The organism is Streptomyces lichenis (genome assembly GCF_023218175.1).
In the GTDB taxonomy this organism is placed as follows: Bacteria; Actinomycetota; Actinomycetes; order Streptomycetales; family Streptomycetaceae; genus Streptomyces; species Streptomyces lichenis.
Genome location: NZ_JALPTH010000011.1, coordinates 51,908 through 72,756, shown reverse-complemented (window position 1 = coordinate 72,756; position 20,849 = coordinate 51,908). Strand labels below are relative to the sequence as shown.

The following is a 20,849-nucleotide window of genomic DNA, read 5'->3' as shown; positions in this document are numbered from 1 at the left end:
GCCGGCCGCACCCGCGGGTCGTCAGGGGCGCTCGCGGTCGTGGAGCGCGGTCACCTCCTCGGGGGCGAGGGCCCGGTCGACGGCGTGCACCCGGTCGACGGCGCCGTGCCAGAAGTCGACGTTCCCGCCGCCCCACTTGGCCCGGCCGACGGACAGCGGGCCGGTGCTGACATCGGCGGGGCCGGCCGGGGCGGTGGCGGCGAGCCGGCCGTCGAGGTAGAGGCTGAGGGTGCCGCTCTTCGCGTCGCGGACGCCGACGAGGTGGTACCAGCGGCCGAGTTCGGGGACGGTCTCGGCGCGGGCGCGGTGGGCGCCGGGGGTGCTGAAGGCGAAGGCGCCCTGGCCGTACTGGAGGTAGAAGGGGTTCTCCCGGCGGCGGCCGTCCTGGCTGACCGCGGTGGCGTAGTTGCCGGGCAGGGAGGCGAGCTTCACCCAGGCGGAGACGGTGTAGTCCTTGGTGGTGTCCAGGACCGGACCGTCGGTCTGGGCGTACTGGCCCTGGCCGTCGAAGGAGAGCGCGCTGCCGCTGACGCCGGGGGTCCAGCCGGTGCCCGCGCTGAGCTTCAGCGGCCGCTGCTGGGGGCCGCCGTCCCGGGCGGTGGTGCCGCTCCCCTCGTCCAGGGCCCAGGAGCCGCCGCCCTTCGGCGCGGGGCGGGCGCCCGCGGCGGCGCCGGCGGCGATGACCTTCTCGTTGACCTGGCGGACCCGGACCGGGTCGACCTTGATCTCCCTGCGGTCGTAGGTGTAGAGCCCGTTGAGCTCGTTCTCCAGGTCGGAGATCTGGGTGTAGACCGAGCCGGACAGTTCGGCGCCGGCCGCCTCCAGGTAGAACTTCTCGGTGTTCTCGACGTACGTGCGGGTCAGGGCCTCCTTGTCGGCGACGCCGCTGTAGATGACGGTCGGCGGGCCGGGCCACATATGGCCGGGGGTGCGCAGGGTGAAGCCGCCGTGCTCACCGTCCATGGCGGCCCGGGTGGCGTCCGGGTAGGCGGGGTCGGTGTTGTTGTAGTCGTGGTGGTCGATGATGTCGCCCTTGCCGGAATCCCCCTTGGAGTTGCAGCAGTTGACCCCGCTGTGGGCGTTGACCACCCGGGAGGGGTCGGCGGCCTCGACCTGTTCGGCGATACGCCCGGTCGCCTCCCGGTCCCATTCGCCCCAGCCCTCGTTGAACACGATCCAGCCGATCACCGACGGGGAGTTGTGGTGCTGGCGCATCATCGCGCGGCCCTGGTCGGTGAAGGCCGTGCGGCCGGTCTCGCTGGTGAGGTCGCCGGAGACGAAGTCCTGCCAGACCAGCAGCCCGAGCCGGTCCGCGTGGTGGAACCAGCGTGCGGACTCCACCTTGATGTGCTTGCGTACGGCGTTGAAGCCGAGCTTCTTGTGCGCCTTGAGGTCGAAGGCGAGGGCCTCGTCGCTGGGCGGGGTGTAGAGGCCGTCGGGCCAGAAGCCCTGGTCCAGGGTGGCGAGGGAGAAGACCGGCTTGTCGTTGAGGACCAGCTTGGGGAAGCCGCCGACGTTCTTGACGGCGATCTTCCGCATGCCGAAGTAGCTGCCGAGCCGGTCGGTGGACCTGCCGTCGGTCAGCCGGACGTCGAGGTCGTAGAGGTAGGGGTCGTCGGGGCTCCACAGCCGCTGGTCCGCCACCGGCAGCCGCAGTTCGCGGTTGGCCGGTCCGCTGACCCGGCCGACGACCCTGCCCCGGGTGTCCCGGGCGACGGCCTCCACCCGGGCCTTCGGGGAGGCGCCGGCGGACTCGGCGGTGACGGCGAGGGTGCCGCTGTCGATGTCGGGGGTGGTGACAAGGTGGTCAATGGCGGTGGCGGCGACGGGTTCCATCCAGACGGTGCCCCAGATGCCGGAGGACTGGGTGTAGAAGATGCCGCCCGGGTCGGTGGACTGCTTGCCCTTCGGCTGGTCGGCGCCGCCGGTGTCGGTGACCGCGACCACGACCTCCTGCTTCCCGCCGCCCCGGAGCGCGTCGGTGGCATCGGCGGTGAAGGCGTCGTAGCCGCCGGTGTGTTCGGCGATCTGCCGCCCGTTGACATAGACCCGGGCCCGGTAGTCCACCGCGCCGAAGTTGAGCTTCAGCCGGTTGCCGCGGCCGATCTTCCAATCCTTCGGCACCTCGATGAGCTTGCGGTAGAACATGTGGTCCTCATGCCGCTCGATCCCGGAGAGCTGGGACTCCACGGGGAACGGGACGATGATCCGCTCGTCGAGGTTCCGGCCGGACACCGGCTGCTCGCCCGCCTTCGCCGCGCTGAACTGCCAGGGCCCGTTGAGGTTGCGCCAGGCCGAGCGGACCGCCTGCGGACGGGGGTACTCCGGCAGGGGCCGCCGGGTGTCGAGCCGGTCGCCCCAGGAGGTGGTGAGGCGGTGGGTGGAGGTGTTCCGGGCGGTGCGGGCGATCTCGGGCACGGCCTTGCCGCCGTCGGTGAGGCCGCCCTTGCCGTCGTAGACGAACCGGACCTGCTGGTCCTTCTGGATGGGCTTGGCGAGGCGGACCAGGAGGGTGTCACGCTCCGCGCGCGGCACCTCGACCGAGGAGATCGGCATGGCCGTGGTGTCCGCCTCGACGGTCAGATGGTCCCTGACCCGGGCGATGTCCCCGACCCGGCCCTCGAAGCGGGCCCGCAGAGTGCGTCCGTCCCGGCCCGCGGTGAGCTCCACCGGGTGGACCTCGAAGTCGGCCGGCGGGGTGAACGCCGACTCGGGCACCAGCTGCTTGGCCAGGGTGGGGGTGGACCAGCGCAGGAACATGTTGGCCCCGCCGGTGTCCTGGAACATCTCCAGCCGGAAGTCGTACGTCCGGCCGGCGGTGAGCCGGACCGGGGCGCTGGTCTGCTCCCTGTCCCAGTCGGGCACCCAGTGGTCGATGACCGGCTTGCCGTCGATGAGCAGCCGGAAGCCGTTGTCCCCGATGCCGTGGAAGGTGTAGTCGCCGGTGGCCGGCGCCTTGATGCCGCCCGTCCAGCGGGCGGTGGTGTGCTCGGCGCCCCCGGTCAGCTTCTCGAAGACGGCCGCGAGGCCGGGGAGGTTGATCTGCGGGTCGAGTGAGGTGCCGCCGAGCTCGGCGAAGTCCCGGGCTCCCGGCGCCGACATGCGGAAGTACTCGCCCTTCAGCCCGTGCACCTCGATCGGGGGCTTCTCGGCCGGGGCCTGCTGCCGCCCGGCCACGGTCAGCTGATCCCCGGTCGGGGCCTGCTGCTTCTCCGTCAGGGCTGGCGCGGCGGTCGCGGTGCCCGGTGTCAGCGCGGCGGCCGGAAGCAGCAGCGCGACGGCGGTCAGCAGCGCGCGAAGCCGGTTCCGGTGGCGGGTGTGAGGTGGTGTCATCACATCTGTCCCCTTGTCTGTCCCCTCGGCGGAGATGGCGAGGAAGTCGGGGCGCCCCATGGGCCGTTGACGGCCCGCGTCTCGATTTCAACGATGTAAAAACGGGGTGCGGGGGAATGACAGCATGCGGGGACACGGCTGTCCATACCTCGCGCAAGGCCTTGTGCGCCGCACCGGGCACCACCCCGCGCGCGGTCCGGCCGCGCCCGCCGGGCGGCCGGACCGCGACCGGCAGGGGCTCAGGTGCGGTGGATGCGGTCCACCAGGATGTCGATGACCAGCGGCGTCCGAGGTCCGAAGGAGAGCAGGACGCCGTCCTCCAGGGCGACGACCCGGCGGTCCGCTCCGGCCGGGGTCTGGCTGATTCCGGGGATGGCGAGGAGCCCGTCCGTCCCGCCCACGGAGTCGAGCCCCTTGGACATCATCAGGATGACGTCCGGCTCCGCGGTGACCAGGGCCTCACTGGTGATGGGCGTGAACGGCCGGTCGAGACCGGACTCCTTGCCCGCGTCCACCGCGCCGGCCGCCTCCAGCAGCGAGTCGCCGCCGGAGCCCTTGCCGCCGATCAGGTACACCGCCGCGGTGCCCCGCATGTAGAGGAAGGCGACCTTGGGCCTGCTGCCCTTCGGCACGGCCGCCCGGGCCTCGGCGAGTTGACCGGTGATCCGTTCGTTGAGGGCCCGCCCCGCCTCCGGTACGCCCAGGGCCTCGGCGACCCTGGTGGTGCGCGTCGAGACATCGGCCAGCTTGCCGGCGGGGTCCAGGACCACCACGGGGGTGCCCGAGGCGCGGATCTGGTCGATGGCCTCGGAAGGCCCGGTGTCGGTGTCGGCGAGCACCACGGTCGGCTTCAGCGAGAGCACACTCTCCGCGCTCACATCGTGGGCCTTGGTGACCAGGGGCAGCTTCTCGGCCTCAGCGAAGGTGGCGGTGATGTCCCGGCCGACGACCCGGTCCCCGAGGCCGAGGGTGAACACGATCTCCGCGACCCCGCCGTTGAGCGGCAGGATGCGCGAGGCGTCGGTGACGGTGACCTTCCGGCCGTCGGAGGAGTCGACGGTGACGGGCAGCTCGGGCGTGGGCGGCTCGCCCTTCAACGGGATCACGGAGTTGGTCGCCAGCTGCTTGGCGGCGGCCGCGGCGCGGGTGCCCGCGTCGGCGGGAGCCGAGGACGCCGAGGTCTTGGCGGAGGCGCCGGCGCCACCGCCGCAGCCGGTGAGCAGCACCGCCAGGACGACGGCGAGAGCGGCGGCACCGCCGCGGAGGGAGACACCTCGACGGACGGCAACACCGCTGCACAGGCAGGGCAGTTCGGCTCTTCCAGGGGTGCGCATCGCTCGGTCGTTCCCTCTCGTCCGTACGAACTCAACCCGGAATACTTTAGGTTAGGCTTACCTGAGTTGCCTATGTGGGGGTGCGGACACGTATGCGTATGCACAGAACCGGCCAACGGGCCCTGCGGGTCGGACCCGCGGCGCTGGCACTGGCTTCCGCCCTGGTCATCGCGGTCTCGCCCGGCGCGGCGGCGGCCGGCGGATCGGCGAAGGGACCCGAGGGGCAGAGCCTCACCGTGTCCAGGACGTCCGGATTGGACGCCGCGGGCGAGACGGTCACCGTGCGGGGCTCCGGCTACAACACGGAGAAGGGCATCTATGTCGCCTTCTGCGTGGACAACGGTGTCGGAAAGACCCCGACCCCCTGTGTCGGCGGGGTCGACATGTCGGGAGAGTCCGGGGCCTCGGTGTGGGTGTCCTCCCACCCGCCCTCGTACGGGAAGGGGCTGGCCAAGCCCTACCAGGGCAGCGGGCACAAGGGCGGCTTCTCGGTGAGCCTCAAGGTGCGCGCCAAGGACGCCAACACCGACTGCGCCAAGCCCGGGGTCCGTTGCGCGGTCATCACCCGCAACGACCACACCCGGGGCGGCGACCAGAGCCAGACCGTCCGTGTCCCGGTCACCTTCGGCGGAGCGGCGGCCCCGGGCAAGCCCTCGCTGAGCACCGGCACCGGCACCGACTCGCCTTCGGCCGCCTCCGGTTCGACCGGTTCACCCAGCCCCGGGGCCACCACGGGCGGCACGACTCCGTCCGACGGAGCCTCCCAGAGCGGCACCCCCGGGGGCCCGCTGGCCTCCACCGGCTCCGGCACGGCCCTGCCCCTGTCACTGGGCGCGGCGGGTCTGGTGGCCGCCGGAGGCGCGGCCTGGCTGTGGGCCCGTCGCCGCCGGTCCACCGGAGCGGCCGGGAGCACCCCGTCGGCGCACTGATCACTTACCCGAGTCCATCCCATCGCAGCGGGCGTACGGCCGCATACCAGGGGGCTTGATGAACAGGAAGGCGGGCGCCGCCGCCCTGGCCGCGGGAGTGCTGCTGGCGCTCCTGGGCCAACCGTCGGCGGGCGCACGGGAGAACGAGCCCCGAACGCCCCGGGAGGTGTCCGGCGGGTATGCGAGCTGGGCACTCGCGGGCGGGAGCCTCACCGGCCGCGGCGGCGCCGAGGTGACCGTACACGCCGATCGGCCGGCCACCGCCGGTACGGGAGAGCGCGTCTGGTTCCCCGTGGGCGACGGTAGCGCGGACCCGGCCGCCGGGGACGCCGCCATGGAGCTGACCGGCACGCTGCGACTGACGGCGGCGGGAGCCGACGGCGCGGAACTGGCGCTCAGCCAACTGCGGTTGAGCCTCGATGGCGGCCGGGGCGTCCTCTCGGCGTACGCGGCACGGCCCGGCGCCACCGAGCGGCTGCCCCTCGCCGAGGTGCACCCGGGTGGCACGGCACCCCTGGTCCGGGGCGCGGGCGCGACCTGGTCCGGGCTGCGGCTCACCCTGACCGGGCAGGGTGCCGCGCTCCTCTCCGACTGGAGCGGTGAGCGGTACGAGAAGGGCGGCGAACTCGCCCCGCTGGACGTCACCGTGGGGCTGGCCGGCCAGGGCACGGGCGACCAGGGCGACGGGGCCGGTACGCCCGCCGGGGAGCCGAGCGGGCCACCGTCGCCGTCCCCCGAGGCCCCGCCCCGGGGGGACACCTCCTCGGCACCCGCCCAGACGCGCACCGCCGATGAACCGGCCGCCCCGCCGACCGCGGTCCTGGCGCACCCGGCCGTGGCCGCCGGGGGCGAACAACTGGTCACCGGCGCCGGGTTCAGCCCCGGCGAGGTGGTCCTGGTCGCCATCGACGACGACACCCGGTATGACGTGGTGGCCGACGACGAGGGACGGGTGTCCCAGGCGTTCCCGGTGTACCGGACGGCTACCCCGGGGGCGCACGCCGTCGAGCTGCGCCCGGTGTCCGGCACGGGAGCCGCGCCCGCCGCCGGATTCACCGTCACGGGAGCCGACGAGGCCACCGGGGCCGGGAGCCCCTGAGCCACCACCATGGTTGCGGCCCTGGGAGCGGACCGGAAACGGTCCGCTCCCAGGCACGCCCCGGCGCCTCAACTCGTCGCATAAAAGCCCCAGTTGATCTCACCACCGTTCTCTCACACTCTGTTGACAATCGATTCGATCTTCACTTAGGTATGCCTTACCTAAGTTCGGATCGATCCCCGATCCGGGCTCCGCCTGCCGAAAGGTGTGCTGTCACCCATGCGAGCCATCAAGGTCCTGCCTTCTGCCCGTACCGCCGCCCGCGCCGGCCTCGCCGTCGTCGCGTCCACGGCGCTCACGCTGGGCCTGGCCACCTCGGCCTCGGCCGCCACCTCGACCCGGACCGTCACCGACGGGGGCGTGACCTACAACCTGAAGCTGACCTCGCCGGACACGGCCGCCGCCGCGGGCCAGGTCATCACGGTCACCGGCTCCGGCTACAACCCGTCCCAGGGCGTCTACGTCGGTCTGTGCGTGGTCAACGGTGCTCCGGGCGCCAACAAGCCGACCCCGTGTCTCGGCGGCCAGGACCAGTCCGGCACCACCGGCGCCTCGCACTGGGTGAACAACTCCTTCGGCGGAACGCTCCCGAACACCTCCACGTTCGGCACCGGCGGCACCTTCACCGCGAAGGTCTTCGTGAAGGCCACCCTCCAGGACGGCAGCGTCTGCGGTGAGGACGTGACCTGTGCCGTGGTCACCCGCGCCGACCACTTCGACACCAACGACCGCAAGTACGACGTCCACGTCCCGATCACCTTCCAGTAGCCCGCGCGCCGGCCGGGCCCCGTGACCTCGGGGCCCGGCCCTCCGCGTCCCCCGGGGTGCCGGACGCACCCGACACGTGAGGACCACTCCATGGCAGTTGACCCGACGGGACGGCGGCGACCGGGCCGTGCGGCCGTCCCGCCCTCCCGGCGCGGACGTCCGGCGCTCCTCGCGGCCGCCGCGCTCGTATTCGCCTCCGTCGCCGCCGCGTCCGTCGCCACCGGCCCGGGCGCGCGGGCGGCGGACACCCCGCGGACCGCGCTCGGCAAGGCCGGTCAGAAGCTCACCGTCTCCGCCTCCGCCCACCTCGACCCGGCCGGTGAGACGATCCGCGTCACCGGCTCGGGCTATGACGAGAGCAAGGCCATCTACGCGGCCCTGTGCAAGGACAACGGAGACGACCGCATCCCCTCACCCTGTCTGGGCGGCGCCGACACCACCGGTGGGGGCAGCGCCTCCCGGTGGATCGTGCCCGAGGACGACCCGTACGCGGGCGAACTCGCGCTGCCCTGGGGCGAGGGCGGCACCTTCGACGTCCGACTGAAGCTGACCGCCGAGGACTCCGGTCTGGACTGCCTCCAGGTGGCCTGCTCGGTGGTCACCCGGGTCGACCACCGGGGCAGCGGCGACCGCTCCCAGGACGTCCGCATCCCGGTCACCTTCAAGGGCCAGGACCCCGGCGGGGGTGACGGCGGCGACGGGGTGGACGTGCCGCCCGGCACCGTCAGCCACGCGAAGGCGGCCGACTTCACCCGGGCCGGCAAGCCGCTGGACCTGCTGGTGCACCCCGGCTCGGGCAAGCTCTACGTGGGCGCCGACAACATCGTGGACACCGCCGACGTCAACGAGCAGGGCCTCTACATCCTCGACGCCGCCGACGGCACGGTCCGCAGCCACATCAGCAAGGCCCCCGGGTCCACCGGCGCCTTGGCCGACCGCCGGGTGCCGGTCCTCGCCGCCCCGCTCCCGGGTGACGGCGTCGTCTTCCACTACCCGCTGCGCGGCCTCGGCACCGCCGAGGACGGGGACACCGCGGCGCGGGGCGTCTGGCTGCCCGGCGCCACCGTGACCGGCGCGGGCCCGGGCACCAAGGCCTCCACCACCCTGGTCCAGCAGGGCGGGACGCTCACCGAGGTCACCACCGCCACCGGGGCCGCCGAGCGGAGCCTCACCCTGGACGGGGGCAGCCGGCTCGGTGTGGACCTCGCGCGCGGCGCCGTCTGGTCGGGCTACGCCGGAGGGAAGCTCAGCCGGGTCGACACCGGCTCCTTCAGGGTGACGGCCGAGGCCGCCCTGCCGGAGGACAGCCTCTGGTTCGTCACCCCCGACCCCGCCACCGGCAACGTCTGGGCGGGCAGCGGGAACAGCGTCCGGGTGTTCGACAAGGACGCCAAGCCGCTGAAGACCATCGAGGGCCGGGACCGTCCGGTGGACATCGCCTTCGACGGCACGTCCGGCCGCGCCTATGTCGTCTGGCAGGACAGCGGCGACACCGGTGACGGCGGCGACAACAACGGCTCCCTGGCGGTCTACGACACCCGGACGTACCAGGAGGCCGCCACGCCCACCCCGCTCAACGGCAACCAGGGGCAGATCGGCCAGGCCTCGGTCGCGGTCGCCCCGGGCGGCTCGGCCGTCTATGTGGCCAGCCCCGCCGAGGGCAAGGTCACCAGGCTGGACCGGCGGGTCTCCCCCAAGGTCGTCCAGGCCCCCACCGACCGCTCGGCGGCCCCGGGTGACGAGGTCTCGCTGGTCGCCGCCGCCGAGGGCACCCCGGAGCCCTCGGTGCGCTGGCAGGTCAGCGCGGACGGCGGTCAGAGCTGGCAGGACATCGAGGGCGCCACCCGCGGCGCGTACACCTTCACCGCCCGTACCGCCCAGGACGGCTACCGCTACCGCGCCCAGTTCACCAACGCCGCCGGCACCACCCGTACAACGCCGGTCACCCTCACCGTCACCGAGCCCGGCGGAGGCAACGGAGGAAACTCAAGCGAAGGCAACGGAGGAAACGGAGGAAACGGCGACGACGACCAGCAGCCCTCCGGCACCAGGACGATCACCGGGCCGGACGGCCAGAAGCTGACGGTGACCCCGGTGAACCACCTCGCCACCAAGGGCCAGAAGCTCAAGGTCTCCGGCTCCGGTTACCACGAGGCCAAGGGCATCTATGTCGCCCTGTGCGTGGACAACGGCGCGGGCGAGCTGCCCACCCCGTGCGTCGGAGGGGTCGACATGACCGGCTCCTCGCACAGCTCCGCCTGGATCTCCTCCAATCCGCCGGACTACGGCCAGGGCCTGGCGAAGCCGTACGGCAAGGGCGGCACCTTCTCGGTCGAACTCACCGTGGACGCCAAGGACCAGTACACCGACTGCTTCACAAAGACCTGTGTGCTCGCCACCCGCGCCGACCACACCCTGTCCGGCGACCGCTCGCAGGACGTCAAGGTCCCGGTCGCCTTCACCGGCCAGGACCCGGTCGCCACCGACGACGGCGACGGCGACTCCACGGGCGGTGCCTCCGGGGGTACGGGGAGCTCCGGCGCCTCGGGCGGTACCGGCTCGTCCGGGTCCTCCGGGACCAGCTCCGGCGGGTCCGTCGGCGGCAGCGGTTCGGCCGGCGGTTCCAGCGGCGCCGTGGGCGGGACCTCGTCCACCGGGGGCGGCGGCAGCCTGGCCTCCACCGGGGTCACCGTGCTGACGCTCGCCAGCGTGGCGGGGCTGCTGATGGTCGGCGGCTGGTTCGCCTACCGGCGCGGCCGTCTCGGGGCACGCCGTACGGACTGACACCCCGGGCGTACGAACGTACGGACGCGCCCGCCACAACCCGGTGTCCGGACACCATCTACCAGGCCAACTGGGAGGCCCTGTACGGGGCCGACGCCCTCCGTCCCGCCGCCGCCCCCGCCCCCGCCGACCCGGTCACGGCAGCCGGCGCACCGCCCCGGGGGTCCGGCCCTCGGGCAGGAAGAGCACCGAGTTGACGTACCGCTCCCGGCCGGGGGCGAGGGTGCGCCGGAGCATGCCGCGGTGCACCAGGTGCTCGGTGCGGCGCTGGTAGGCGGGGAGGTCGAAGCCGGTGAGCGGGCGCCAGCCGTCGGAGAGCAGCACCCAGCCCGCGTAGCCGTGCTTCGTCGCCAGCAGGTCCACCACGGGGCTGATGGGCCGGATACGGGTCTCCAGTTCCACCAGCAGCGCCGGGCGCCGCCGGTCCAGCACGCCCCGGGCCCCGCGCAGGGCGGCCAGTTCGCCGCCGTCGGTGTCCACCTTGATGAAGACCACGTCCCGTACGCCGAGGCTGTCCACGGTCACCGTGGGCACCTCGACGCTGTGTCCGTGGACCCCGGCGCGGGTCAGCGAGGAGAGGCCGCGGTCCCCGTTGTCGCCGTCCGGCAGCCACAGCTCGGCGGTGCCCTCCCGGTCGGAGGCGGCGGCCTGCACCACCCGGACGTTGGCGGGCAGGGCCGCCCGGAGGTGGGCCGCCAGATGCGGGACCGGTTCCACGGTGACCACCCGGGTGCAGCGGTCGGCCAGCCGCCGCGACCAGGGCCCGAACCAGCCGCCCAGGTCGATGGCGGTGCCGCCGGCCGGGCAGTAGTCGGCGAGCCGGGCCAGTTCGGGTTCCAGCCTCGGGTACAGGGCCCGGGCGGTGGCGCCGACCAGTCCGGTGGGCAGGCGGGCGGCGACGGAGGCGGCGAGGGTGCCCATCAGCCCTCCGTCCGGGACGCGCGGTCGGCGGCCGCGGCAGCGGTGTCGGCCAGCGGTGTCCCGGAGGAGGGGAGCAGCTGCGGGATGCCGTCCACGATCGGATAGCGCAGCTTCAACCGCGGGTTGACCAGGGCGTCCTGGGTGGGCAGCAGGGTCAGCGGGCCCTTGTCCAGCGGGCAGACCAGGATGCCGAGCAGCGGATCGTCGGGGGACATGGCGGGCTCCTTCACGGGGAGGGGGCGGATCTCGCGGGTGCTGAGGTCAGGTGTGCGGGTGGAGGGGTGCGGCCGGGGCCGGGACGTCATGGCGCGGCAGGGCCAGCAGGACGCCCAGCGCGAGAGCCGTCCCGGCCAGTCTGAGCGCCAGCGGCAGGGGCTCCGCGGGCAGCGACTCGCCGAAGGCGAAGGTGCCGAGGACGGCGGCGAAGACGCAGCTGACGGTGGTGCAGACGGGCACGATCAGCGAGGCCCGGCAGCGTTGCAGCGCCGCCTGGGACATCACCAGCCCGGCGGCGGCCGTGCAGAGCAGCAGATACGGGTACGGGGAGGCCGCCAGGGCCCGTGCGGCGGCCACCGGGCCGTCGCCGTACGGGAGCGAGGAGGCGCCCTTGACCGCCAGCGAGCTGACGCCGTACAGCAGCCCGACCGCCACCCCGTAGCCGATGCCGCTGGTCGGCATCCGGTGTGGCCGGCGGGCCCGCTGGTCCACCCTCCCGTACAGCCAGATCCCGGCGGCGAGCGCGGGCAGGCAGACCAGCAGCACGGTCGGCCAGGGCGCCGTGCGGCCGACGCCGTCCCCGTCGCGGAGCGAGGCGACGACCATGACCAGGGCGGCGAGCACCGCCGGCAGGGCGTTCCGCTCCCGGCCCGAGGTCCGCTCGCCGAGGACCGCCGAGGAGAGCAGCAGGAGCAGCACCAGGCCGGAGACGAAGATGCCCTGGGCGGCGGCGATCGGCAGGGTGCGGTAGACGGCCAGCTGGGCGCCGAACCCGGCGGCCAGGGCCAGGGATCCGGCCAGCCAGGCCGGACTGGCCGCCAGGGTGAGCACGGTACGCAGCGGGCGGGCGGCGGACAGCTCCGGCAGCCGCCCCAGCGCCCGCTTCTGCAGGACGAAGCCCACGCTGTACAGCGCGTTGGCGAGCAGCGCGGCCGCCACGCCCCACCACACGGCTACCGCCGCCGGGCGTGCGCCAGCAGGATCGACGCGGCCGAGGGGACGGCGCAGGCCACCCGGTCGGCCAGCCGCAGCCCGCGCGGCACCCCGTGGAAGGGCGCACCGGCGATACGGACCTCGGCGAAGCCGGCGGCCTGGAGGAAGGAGCGCAGTGCGCGGGCGGTGTAGAGGCGCAGATGGCCCACCACCTCCCGGCCCGGGCGGCCGTGCACGGCGCGCAGGCTGACCTCCGAGAACACCGGCTGCACCCCGGCCAGCAGCAGCGCCCGGTTGTACCAGGCGGCCAGGTTGGGGGTGGAGAGCATCAGATGGCCCCCGGGCCGCAGCACCCGGCGCAGCTCGTCCAGGGCGGCGTCCGGGTCGACCAGGTGCTCGATGACCTCGCTGAACAGCACGGCGTCCGCGCAGCCGTCCGCCAGCGGCAGCCCGCCGCCGTCCAGTTCGCCGCGCACCACCCGGTCGACCCGGGTGCGGGCCCGGCGCAGGGCGTCCTGCGACCAGTCGACGCCGACCAGCCGGTGGCCGGTGAGCAGGGGTGCCGCGGCGGCCGCGGCGGTGCCGTCGCCGCAGCCGATGTCGAGGACGAGCGCCCCGTCCGGACCGTACGCGGCGGGCGGGCCGAGCGCGGCGGCCAGCAGTGCGGCCTGGCGGCGGGAGCGGGCGTCGCCCGAGGCCACGGGGACGGCCGGGTCCTCGTAGAAGTCCCGTAGGCCCTGGACGACGGGCCGGGCCCCGGCGGCCTCGGTGGTGCCGGTCGCTCCGTTTGCCTCGGTTTCCTTGGTTTCCCCGGTCGTTGCCTGGGTTGCCTCGGTCATGGTGTCTCCCCCTGGGCCGGGGCGCCGGTGGCGGCCAGATGGCGGGTGAACAGCTCGCGGAGCACCTCGGCGTCCTCCGCGCCGAGCAGGGCCCGGGACCAGCGCAGCACCAGATGGAGCCGCCCGCCGGTGGAGGCGGTGGTGAAGGTGAGCCCGCGCGGCATCCGGGCGGGCGCGGAGAACCAGACCCGCTCGGCCCGGCCCGCGTCGCCGAAGTCCAGCGGATAGGGGACGCGGCCGATGTTGCTGAGCAGGGTGGTCGAGGTCCAGGGCGCGGCGAGTCGCCGCAGCGCCCGGGTGGCGCGCGCCCGGACGGCCACCGGGGCGACCGGAGCGGTGAGCAGCGCGGCGCCCAGCCCGAGCGGGCGGCGGGGCAGCGTCTTCAGCAGCCGGGTGCGTTCGGCGGTGCGGGCGAGCAGCACGGCCGGGTCCGTCCCGGGGGCGGTCTCCGCCGCGGAGTAGGCCACCTCGACCAGCCGGGTGCCGTTGCCGATCGGCATCCCCGGGCCGCGCGGGCGGTCGTCCACCGGCATGGTGATCCGCACCGGCCGGTCCTGGGCCTGGCCCTGGCGCCGGTTCCAGTCGGCGACCGTGAGCGCGGTCGCCACCAGCAGCTGGTCGTTGACGGTATGGCCGGAGCCGGGTGCCCGGCGGGGCACCGGCAGTTCGCAGACCAGCATGCCGTTGCCGGGGGCGGGCGGTCCCGGGTGCCCGGCGGCCACCCGGGCGGGGCGGCCGGGGGTACGGGGCGGTCGGGCGCCGGCCGGGAGGCCGCCCGTGCCGCCGCCGGCCGGTGCGGACCGGGGCGGTGGCTCGGCGGCGGGCGGGGCCCCGCCCGCGTACACCTCGGCGGCGGTGGCCGCGATCCGCAGGCAGGCCGGTCCGTCCATGGCCGCGTGGTGGAGGGTGAACAGCAGGACGCAGCCGGGCCGTTCGGGCTCCTCGACCACATCGAGCCGCAGCGGCGGGGAGGCGGTCAGCGGTGGTGGTTCGGCCAGGGCCCGCACGCGTGCGGCGGCCAGCGCCCCGGCCGCCCGTGGCGGGAAGGCGACCACCTCGGTGTCGGGCGCGCCGGTCAGCTCCCAGGCATAGCGCAGGGCGAGGGGCCGGGGTGCCCGCTGGCGGACCAGGGCACGTGGATGGCGGGTGAGGGCGGTGGCGACGGCGGCCCGCAGCCGCTCCGGGTCGGGCCGCCCGGGCAGATGGATCTCGATATGGACGGTGTCGGGCTCGTCCGGGTCGGCGCAGTGCCGGGCGATCTCGTCCACCACCGGGAACGGCAGCCGTCGCGGCGGTCCGCCCGGCCGGGCGGAATGCTGCTGGTGGGTGGCGGTCATGGCGTACTCCTCGGGTTGTGCTGCTGCCCGCGGGCCGTGTCCGTCCGGGTGTCCGTCTCCGCGTTCGTTTCCCTGACCGCTTCCGGGTTCGTTTCCCCCGTTTCCTTGGGGGTTTCCTCCGTCTCCCGGTCCCGACCGGTCGTTTCCCGGTCCCGGCCGCTCGTTTCCCGGTGCGAGCCGCCCGTTTCCCTCGGGAAACCGCGGTCGGGCCGCTCGTCCGGCTCACCGGCCCGGTGCAGCCCGCGCGGGCGGATCGGGCCGACGGTCACCAGGGCGGCGAAGAGGGCGAGCAGCGCCAGCAGTTGGGCCGTGCTGCCGAAGGCGCCCCGGTCGGTGGCGAAGCCGTCGTCGGCGCCGAGCGCGGCGACCACTCCGGCCGCCGCCATCGCCCCGAACGCCACCAGGGCCAGCAGTCCGGGCCGCAGCCAGGCCACCACCGCCAGCAGCGGGACCAGCAGGGCGAGCGGCCCCGCCACGATCACGGCCGCCGCCGTCAGCACCAGGCAGCCCAGCAGCAGCCCCGGGCCGGGCGGCGCCTCGGTGAGCGCAGCGGCCTGGTCGGGGGCGGCCGGGCGGCGGCGTCCCACGGCCAGCGCGGCGAGGGCGAGCAGCAGCACCCCGGCGCCGATCAGCCCGGCCTGGTAGAGGGTGGCGGGGGCGTACTCCAGGGTGACCGTGCCGCCGGATCCGGCGGGCACCAGCCAGCCCTGCTGCCAGCCGTCCAGCCGCACCGGCTCCAGCTCCTTGCCGTCGAGGGTGGCCCGCCAGCCTCGGTTGGCGTTCTCATGGAGCTGGAGGTAGGAGGCGGCGCCCGCGCCGACCCGGACGGTGCGGCGGTCCGCGTCGCCGGTCAGCTCGCCCAGCGAGCGGGTGGCCGGCTCGGGAGCCGGGTCTCCGGTGCTGAGGGTGACCGAGGTGAGGGCGAGCGGCCCGCTGTCCCCGGCCTGGACGGTGTGGGTGCGGCGGTCCAGCGCGACCGCGCCGCCCTCGGTGCAGGGGGTGACCTCGATCGGCCGGCGCTCGGTCAGGTCGCGGACCCGGCCCTCGGCGCGGGTGGCGAGGAACCGCCCGTCCACCGAGAGGATCGGGCCCTGGCCGCAGGGCAGACTGAACCGGGTGCCGGGGTCGGGCTGCGGGGAGCGGAACTTCTCCAGCGCCGGGATGTACACCTCGCTGAGCCCGACCGGGAGTTGCAGCCGGTCGTCGGCGACCGGGTTGTGCAGGGTCAGCGGGGCGCGCCGGGAGATGGTGATGTCCATCCGGTCGGTGCTGATGGGGGCGAAGCGGGCCATGCCGTTCTCGTCCACGGAGGCGATCGCGGTGCCGTCCGGGGAGCTGATCTGCACCTGCTCGGGGCGGGTGGAGAGCCCGCCGGCGGCGGCGAAGACGATCTCGCCGACCGAGGTCCGCTCGGGCCAGCGCAGCCGCAGGACCGGGCGTTCACCGGCGATCCAGGCGGTGGTGAGGTCGCCGTCGGTGAGGTTGCGCGGGGAGAGGGCGGTGCCCAGCCGGGCGGTGGAGTCGGCGGTGACGGTGATCTGCCGCTGCCGTCCGGTGAGCTTGTACAGCAGCTGGTCCAGGGCGTCGCCGGGCACCGGCAGGGCGGTGGCGCGCACGGTGTAGTCGCCCTCGCGGACCGCCTCGAACTGCCGGTGCAGTCCGGTCTCGGCGGTGACGGCGGAGAGTCCGCCCGGGTCGGAGCCCCGGTTGAGGGTGTAGACGACGGAGTCGCCCGGCTCGTCGGGGGTGTCGGCGGGCAGCGCCAGGGTGCGGCTGACCTGGAGTCCGGGGACGGTGATCTCGCTGAACCCGGCGCCGGTGAGTCCGGGCCGCCCCTGCTGGGAGTCGAGGATGGTGACCTTCAGCCAGGCGGCCTGGCCGGGTGGGGCCGGCACGTCCTGCGGGGTGCCGTCGGGACGCAGCGGGCTGTCGCGGTGGCCGAGGTCGGTCTCCACCCGGACGACGGTCGGCGCGGCGCGGACGTCCCCGCCGGGCAGCGGGGTGAGCCGGATGGTGGCCGGGACGGCGGTGCGGCCGGTGAACTCGACGCGTACCCACTCGCCTTCGGGGTCGGCGGGTGAGCCCTCGGCCCAGCCGGTGTCGGGGTTGCCGTCGAAGGCGCCGACCGGGTCGTACTGGGGCAGGTGGAAGAGCCAGTTGCCGACGGAGGAGGCGGTGACCGAGGCGGCTCCGCGCAGTACGGCGGTGGTCTGGTGGCCGGTGCCGCGGAGGGGGAGGATCTGCCGGGGTACGGCCCCGGGGTCCTGGACCGCCTCGGCGGGGTTGCGCTCGTCGGCGGTGTAGGTGTGCGAGGTGCCGGAGTTGACCAGTCCGAAGCGGGTGTCGGCGCGCCGCATCCCGTCCCCGGAGGCGTACACCGGGGGCTTGTCGACGCCGGGGTGGGCGTCGCCGGTGAGGACCGCGGGCCGGCCGGTGAGGGTGTCGCCGGCGGAGAGCGGGAGCAGGGTCTCGGGGCCGCCGCTGACCACGGCGGTGCCGGCGACCGGGGTGAGGCGGGCCGGTCCGGGCGCGGGCAGCGCGGCCGGCGGGGCGTAGACCTCCACGGCGCGGCGGCGCGGATAGAGGGCCTCCACCTGCACGGGGGTGTCGTCGGCGATCCGGCCGCCGGTGGTGACCGGGCCGAAGCCGGCGACCCGGCGGAAGCCGGAGGCCTCCAGGGTGCGGACGACGGTGGCGGTGGGGACGTAGCCGAGCTGGTCGGGGTCGAGGTCGTTGCGGACGACGACATGGCGCAGCCCGGCCCGGTTGAGGTAGGCGGCGAGTCCGGGGACCTCGCCGCCGGAGGTGAGGGCCTGTTCGACGGCGTCCATGGCGCGCCGGTTGCCGGGGGTGCCGAAGGGCACGTAGTCGCGCTGGGCCCAGGGCGAGCGGGCCAGCGCGTGCAGCGGCTGGTCGATGGGCGAGCCCCAGGTGTAGATGCCGTGCGCGGTGGCGGGCACCACCAGTGCGCGGTCCTTTGGCGCGTTCTTCGCCAGCCAGTCGGCGGTGGTCTGCCAGTAGGCGGGCAGTTGGCGGAAGGAGCCGGGCTGGAGGACCCGGCCGTCGAGGTAGGGCAGGAAGAGACCGGGCAGCACCAGCAGCGCGGCGAGCGCGGGCAGGTGGCGGCGGACGCGGGCCCCGGTGGAGCGGACGGCGGCCCCGGCGGTGGCTCCGGGGGCTTCGGCGGCTCCCGCGATGAGGTGGGCGAGGCCGAGGACCAGGGCGAGGGCGAGGGCGGTCTGGAACTTGTAGATGTTGCGGAACGGGGCCAGGGTCCCGTCCAGCCACTGCTGTACGGATCCGTGGAACGGCGCGCCGAGGGCGCCGCCGTAGCCGGCCAGGGTGATCAGGGCGACGGTGAGCACGGTGAGCACCAGCCAGCGCCGTTCGGGCAGGTCGCGGCGGGCGAGTCCGGCCAGGCCCAGGGCGGCGGCGAGCGCGGAGCAGCCGATGACCAGGGCCGAGGTGGCGACGGCCCAGCCGGCCGGCAGCCAGGGGTCGCCGAAGTTCAGGTAGCCCACCCAGTTCCCGGCGCCGCGCAGCAGTTCGGTGGCGGACATGGTGGAGGTGGTGGTGCGGGCGGTCTCCACGTACGGCATGAAGTTCTCGCCGTATCCGCCGAGCAGCAGCAGCGGGACGGTCCACCAGGCGGTGGCGGCGATGACCAGCGGGGTCCACCAGGCGATCAGGGCCCGTTTGCGCGGGCCGCCGGGGCGGCTGAGCAGATAGAGCCCGGCGGGCAACAGCGAGGCCAGGGTGGAGGCCGCGTTGACGCCGCCCATCAGGGGGATGAGCAGCGCGGAGCGGGCGGCGGCGAGCCGGGGGCTGAGCCGGGGGTCGGTCAGCGGCAGCAGCACCCAGGGCAGCAGGGCGCCGGGCAGCGCGGCGGCGGAGGTGGAGCCGACCACCGTGGTGTACGTGGGCCACAGCGCGTAGACGGCGGCGGCGAGCAGCCGGCTGCGGTCGGAGCCCACCGCGAGGCGTTCGGCCAGCCGCAGCGCGCCCCAGAACGCGGCGGACACCACCAGGGAGAGCCACAACCGCTGGCTGAGCCAGACGGGCAGTCCGACGAGGTCGGCCGCGGCGTGGAAGGGCAGCATCGGGATGGCGTAGCCGATGTACTGGTCGGCGATGCCGCCGAAGCCGGCCCGGTCGTGCCAGAGGGTGCCGAGGTCGGCGAGGAAGCCCCAGGGGTCGGTGACCACACCGAGTTTGGTGTCGAAGGTCATCCGTCCGGGCGCGGCGGCCAGGAAGGCGGCGAACACCACGGCCCAGAAGCCGGCCAGCCAGCGCCGGGAGCGCGGGCGCGGGCCGGGCGGCCGGGCGGGGCCGGGGTCGGGGCGGCCGGGCGGCGCGGCGGGCGGACGGATGTGCAGTGTGCTGGTCATGGGCACCGCCGGAGGATGAGGAGGAGGTTCCAGGTGGCGAACTCGCGCACCACCGGCAGCCGGGGCGCGAGTTCGGGGAGCAGCGGCCAGTAGCGCGAGCGGGCGGTGACGATCCGTACGTCGGTCCGGGCGCGGACCTGGCGCAGGGTCCGGCCGACCCCGACCGGGAAGAGGTTGACGCCGAGGCGGTGCTTGGCGGTGCGTCCGGTGCGCCGCTCGTAGCGCCGGCAGGCCCGCTCGGCGCCGAGGTAGTGCCAGGGCGCCCACTCGTGGCCGCCCCAGGGGGAGAGCCAGTTGGTGAAGGAGAGGTAGACCATGCCGCCGGGCCGGGTGACCCGCACCATCTCGCTGAGGAAGGTGGCGGGGTCGGCCACGTGCTCCAGGACGTTGGAGGAGAAGCAGACGTCGGCGGCGCCGTCGGCGAGCGGCAGCAGATAACCGTCGGCCCGTACCGCCGCTCCGGCGGGGGCGTCGGTCAGTTCGGCGGCGTCCGGTTCGAAGAGGTAGCCGTGCGCGCCGCGCCGGCGGAACTCGGCGGTGAAGTGGCCGCGTCCGCCGCCGATGTCGACGACCGTCCGGCCGTGGACCCGCAGATACCGCTCGACCTGGTCGGCGGCGTCCCGGGCCAGCAGGTCGTAGACGGCCGCCGGGTCCTGCTGCTCGCGCAGGAAGGCGCGGAAGAGGGTGAGGGAGCGGTGGAACGAGGGGTCCTTCACGCGCGGGCACCGCCGCCCGTCCGGAGCGGCGCCGTCTCGGCGAGCCGCGCCCCTTCCCGTACGGGCACGGCCTCCGGCATCGCGGCGCCGGCGGCCTCCAGCGCGACGGCGCGGAACCGGCGGACCGTGGCGTGCCAGCGGTAGGCCTCGGCGTGTTCGGCGGCGGCCCGGCCCATGGCGAGGCGCCGCTCGTGGTCCAGGGCCAGCGCGCACCAGGCGGCGGCGAACGAGGACTCGCCGCGGGCCAGCAGCCCGGTGACCCCGTCCACCACGGAGTCCCGCAGTCCGGGGACGTCGAAGGCGAGGGTCGGGGTGGCGTGGGTGGCCGCCTCGGTGACGACCAGGCCCCAGCCCTCCACCGCGGCCGGGTGCAGCAGCAGCCAGGAGGCGGCGAGCAGCTTGTGCTTGGCCTCCTCGGTGACATGGCCGGTGAACTCCACACCGGGCCCGGCCATCCGCTCCAGCCGGGCCCGCTCGGGACCGTCCCCGGCGATGACCAGCCGGCCGCCGGTCACCGGCCGCACCCGCTCCCACAGCCGCAGCAGCATGTCGACCCGCTTGTAGTCGACCAGCCGGCCCAGGGCGGTGAAGACCGGCTCGGCCGCGCGCGGGGCCGTGACCCGGGGTTCGCTGACCCCGTTGGGGACCAGCCGGATCCGGTCGCCCGGCACGCCGATTCCGCGCAAGGCGGCGGCGGTCGACGGGGAGACGGCGACCAGCAGGTTCCCGGCGTGCGCCCGGGCCAGCGCCCAGTGCTCCAGCAACCGCCCGGCCCGGGCCAGCGGGCGGGGGAAGCGCATCCCCCACAGGTCGGTGTGGACGTGGTTGACCAGGCAGAGGGTGGGCCCGTCATGCCAGAGCGGGGCCAGATACGGCATGCCGTTGCAGACCTCGACCAGCAGGTCGCAGGAGCCGACCTGGCGGGCGAAGGCCCGGCGCGCGCCGAGGAAGTGGCCGAGGTCGGACCCGGCGGACACCACCCGGTAGGACCGGTGCACGGCCGGGCCACCGCAGAGCAGCGTCACCTGGTGCCCCTCGGCCACCAGCCCCCGCGCCAGCTGGTCCACCAGCAACTCCGAGCCGCCGGCCGAGGGATGGGACAGATCGCGGTGGGCGAGGAAGACGATATGCCGCGGCCCGGCCGTCGTCCGCCCGGCCCGCTCGGCGGCGGGGTCGGACAGCCGTCCGGTCCCGCGGCCGGACAGCGGTCCGGTCATGCCACCGGCGGGGGAACCGGCAGCGGGGTCGGCCA

General features: G+C 74.8%; 14 protein-coding genes. 4 read left to right on the top strand and 10 right to left on the bottom strand.

Annotated elements, in window-relative coordinates:
* Nucleotides 1-21: 21 nt before the first annotated feature.
* Together M1O15_RS13350 and M1O15_RS13345 are read right to left on the bottom strand one after the other, a co-directional pair.
* Nucleotides 22-3,333: a LamG-like jellyroll fold domain-containing protein gene (locus tag M1O15_RS13350; protein WP_248634015.1), complete on the bottom strand. Its 3,312-nt coding sequence runs from the start codon at nt 3,331-3,333 to the stop codon at nt 22-24.
* Between the two features lie 239 nt (nt 3,334-3,572).
* Nucleotides 3,573-4,667, bottom strand: a complete 1,095-nt coding sequence (locus tag M1O15_RS13345; protein ID WP_248634014.1) for a heme/hemin ABC transporter substrate-binding protein — start codon at nt 4,665-4,667, stop codon at nt 3,573-3,575.
* 92 nt (nt 4,668-4,759) lie between these two features.
* Between M1O15_RS13345 and M1O15_RS13340 the strand changes: the two genes are divergently transcribed.
* The 4 genes from M1O15_RS13340 (at nt 4,760) to M1O15_RS13325 (ending at nt 10,247) form a co-directional block, all read left to right on the top strand.
* Complete coding sequence (locus M1O15_RS13340; protein WP_248634013.1) at nt 4,760-5,596, top strand: LPXTG cell wall anchor domain-containing protein; 837 nt, start codon at nt 4,760-4,762, stop codon at nt 5,594-5,596.
* A gap of 58 nt (nt 5,597-5,654) precedes the next feature.
* A complete protein-coding gene (locus M1O15_RS13335; protein ID WP_248634012.1) occupies nt 5,655-6,695 on the top strand; it encodes an HtaA domain-containing protein in 1,041 nt (346 codons plus the stop codon).
* Nucleotides 6,696-6,914: 219 nt separating this feature from the next.
* Nucleotides 6,915-7,463 carry a neocarzinostatin apoprotein domain-containing protein gene (locus M1O15_RS13330; RefSeq protein WP_282576704.1) on the top strand — a complete coding sequence of 183 codons (549 nt, stop codon included), beginning with the start codon at nt 6,915-6,917 and terminating at the stop codon, nt 7,461-7,463.
* Between the two features lie 90 nt (nt 7,464-7,553).
* Nucleotides 7,554-10,247 carry a DUF8696 domain-containing protein gene (locus tag M1O15_RS13325; RefSeq protein ID WP_248634011.1) on the top strand — a complete coding sequence of 898 codons (2,694 nt, stop codon included), beginning with the start codon at nt 7,554-7,556 and terminating at the stop codon, nt 10,245-10,247.
* Nucleotides 10,248-10,382: 135 nt separating this feature from the next.
* Here the strand turns inward: M1O15_RS13325 and M1O15_RS13320 are convergent, their stop codons facing one another.
* Genes M1O15_RS13320 through M1O15_RS13285 form a run of 8 tightly spaced genes read right to left on the bottom strand, consistent with a single transcriptional unit; the run spans nt 10,383 to nt 20,814 of the window.
* The gene (locus M1O15_RS13320) at nt 10,383-11,168 is read right to left on the bottom strand and encodes an FkbM family methyltransferase (protein ID WP_248634010.1); all 786 of its coding nucleotides are present in this window, start codon (nt 11,166-11,168) and stop codon (nt 10,383-10,385) included.
* A complete protein-coding gene (locus M1O15_RS13315; protein WP_248634009.1) occupies nt 11,168-11,383 on the bottom strand; it encodes a Trm112 family protein in 216 nt (71 codons plus the stop codon). Before M1O15_RS13315 ends, M1O15_RS13320 begins: the two co-directional genes overlap by 1 nt.
* Nucleotides 11,384-11,429: 46 nt before the next feature.
* Nucleotides 11,430-12,335, bottom strand: coding sequence for a hypothetical protein (locus M1O15_RS13310; RefSeq protein ID WP_248634008.1), 906 nt, complete (start codon nt 12,333-12,335; stop codon nt 11,430-11,432).
* A 2-nt stretch (nt 12,336-12,337) separates the two neighbouring features.
* A complete protein-coding gene (locus tag M1O15_RS13305; RefSeq protein WP_248634007.1) occupies nt 12,338-13,156 on the bottom strand; it encodes a class I SAM-dependent methyltransferase in 819 nt (272 codons plus the stop codon).
* Nucleotides 13,153-14,493, bottom strand: coding sequence for a condensation protein (locus M1O15_RS13300; RefSeq protein ID WP_248634006.1), 1,341 nt, complete (start codon nt 14,491-14,493; stop codon nt 13,153-13,155). Before M1O15_RS13300 ends, M1O15_RS13305 begins: the two co-directional genes overlap by 4 nt.
* Complete coding sequence (locus M1O15_RS13295) at nt 14,490-18,881, bottom strand: alpha-(1->3)-arabinofuranosyltransferase domain-containing protein (RefSeq protein ID WP_248634005.1); 4,392 nt, start codon at nt 18,879-18,881, stop codon at nt 14,490-14,492. The genes M1O15_RS13300 and M1O15_RS13295 overlap by 4 nt, the downstream gene beginning before the upstream one ends.
* Nucleotides 18,878-19,597: a class I SAM-dependent methyltransferase gene (locus M1O15_RS13290; RefSeq protein ID WP_248634004.1), complete on the bottom strand. Its 720-nt coding sequence runs from the start codon at nt 19,595-19,597 to the stop codon at nt 18,878-18,880. The genes M1O15_RS13295 and M1O15_RS13290 overlap by 4 nt, the downstream gene beginning before the upstream one ends.
* Nucleotides 19,594-20,814 (bottom strand): glycosyltransferase family 4 protein, encoded by a 1,221-nt coding sequence (locus M1O15_RS13285; RefSeq protein WP_248634003.1) that lies wholly within the window; start codon nt 20,812-20,814, stop codon nt 19,594-19,596. Before M1O15_RS13285 ends, M1O15_RS13290 begins: the two co-directional genes overlap by 4 nt.
* Between the last annotated feature and the right edge of the window lie 35 nt (nt 20,815-20,849).

What these genes read in the sequence shown, in the direction of transcription:
- M1O15_RS13350 (WP_248634015.1), bottom strand. Translation starts at nt 3,333, where the DNA reads ATGACACCACCTCACACCCGCCACCGGAACCGGCTTCGCGCGCTGCTG.
- M1O15_RS13345 (WP_248634014.1), bottom strand. Translation starts at nt 4,667, where the DNA reads ATGCGCACCCCTGGAAGAGCCGAACTGCCCTGCCTGTGCAGCGGTGTT.
- M1O15_RS13340 (WP_248634013.1), top strand. Translation starts at nt 4,760, where the DNA reads ATGCGTATGCACAGAACCGGCCAACGGGCCCTGCGGGTCGGACCCGCG.
- M1O15_RS13335 (WP_248634012.1), top strand. Translation starts at nt 5,655, where the DNA reads ATGAACAGGAAGGCGGGCGCCGCCGCCCTGGCCGCGGGAGTGCTGCTG.
- M1O15_RS13330 (WP_282576704.1), top strand. Translation starts at nt 6,915, where the DNA reads ATGCGAGCCATCAAGGTCCTGCCTTCTGCCCGTACCGCCGCCCGCGCC.
- M1O15_RS13325 (WP_248634011.1), top strand. Translation starts at nt 7,554, where the DNA reads ATGGCAGTTGACCCGACGGGACGGCGGCGACCGGGCCGTGCGGCCGTC.
- M1O15_RS13320 (WP_248634010.1), bottom strand. Translation starts at nt 11,168, where the DNA reads ATGGGCACCCTCGCCGCCTCCGTCGCCGCCCGCCTGCCCACCGGACTG.
- M1O15_RS13315 (WP_248634009.1), bottom strand. Translation starts at nt 11,383, where the DNA reads ATGTCCCCCGACGATCCGCTGCTCGGCATCCTGGTCTGCCCGCTGGAC.
- M1O15_RS13305 (WP_248634007.1), bottom strand. Translation starts at nt 13,156, where the DNA reads ATGACCGAGGCAACCCAGGCAACGACCGGGGAAACCAAGGAAACCGAG.
- M1O15_RS13300 (WP_248634006.1), bottom strand. Translation starts at nt 14,493, where the DNA reads ATGACCGCCACCCACCAGCAGCATTCCGCCCGGCCGGGCGGACCGCCG.
- M1O15_RS13295 (WP_248634005.1), bottom strand. Translation starts at nt 18,881, where the DNA reads ATGACCAGCACACTGCACATCCGTCCGCCCGCCGCGCCGCCCGGCCGC.
- M1O15_RS13285 (WP_248634003.1), bottom strand. Translation starts at nt 20,814, where the DNA reads ATGACCGGACCGCTGTCCGGCCGCGGGACCGGACGGCTGTCCGACCCC.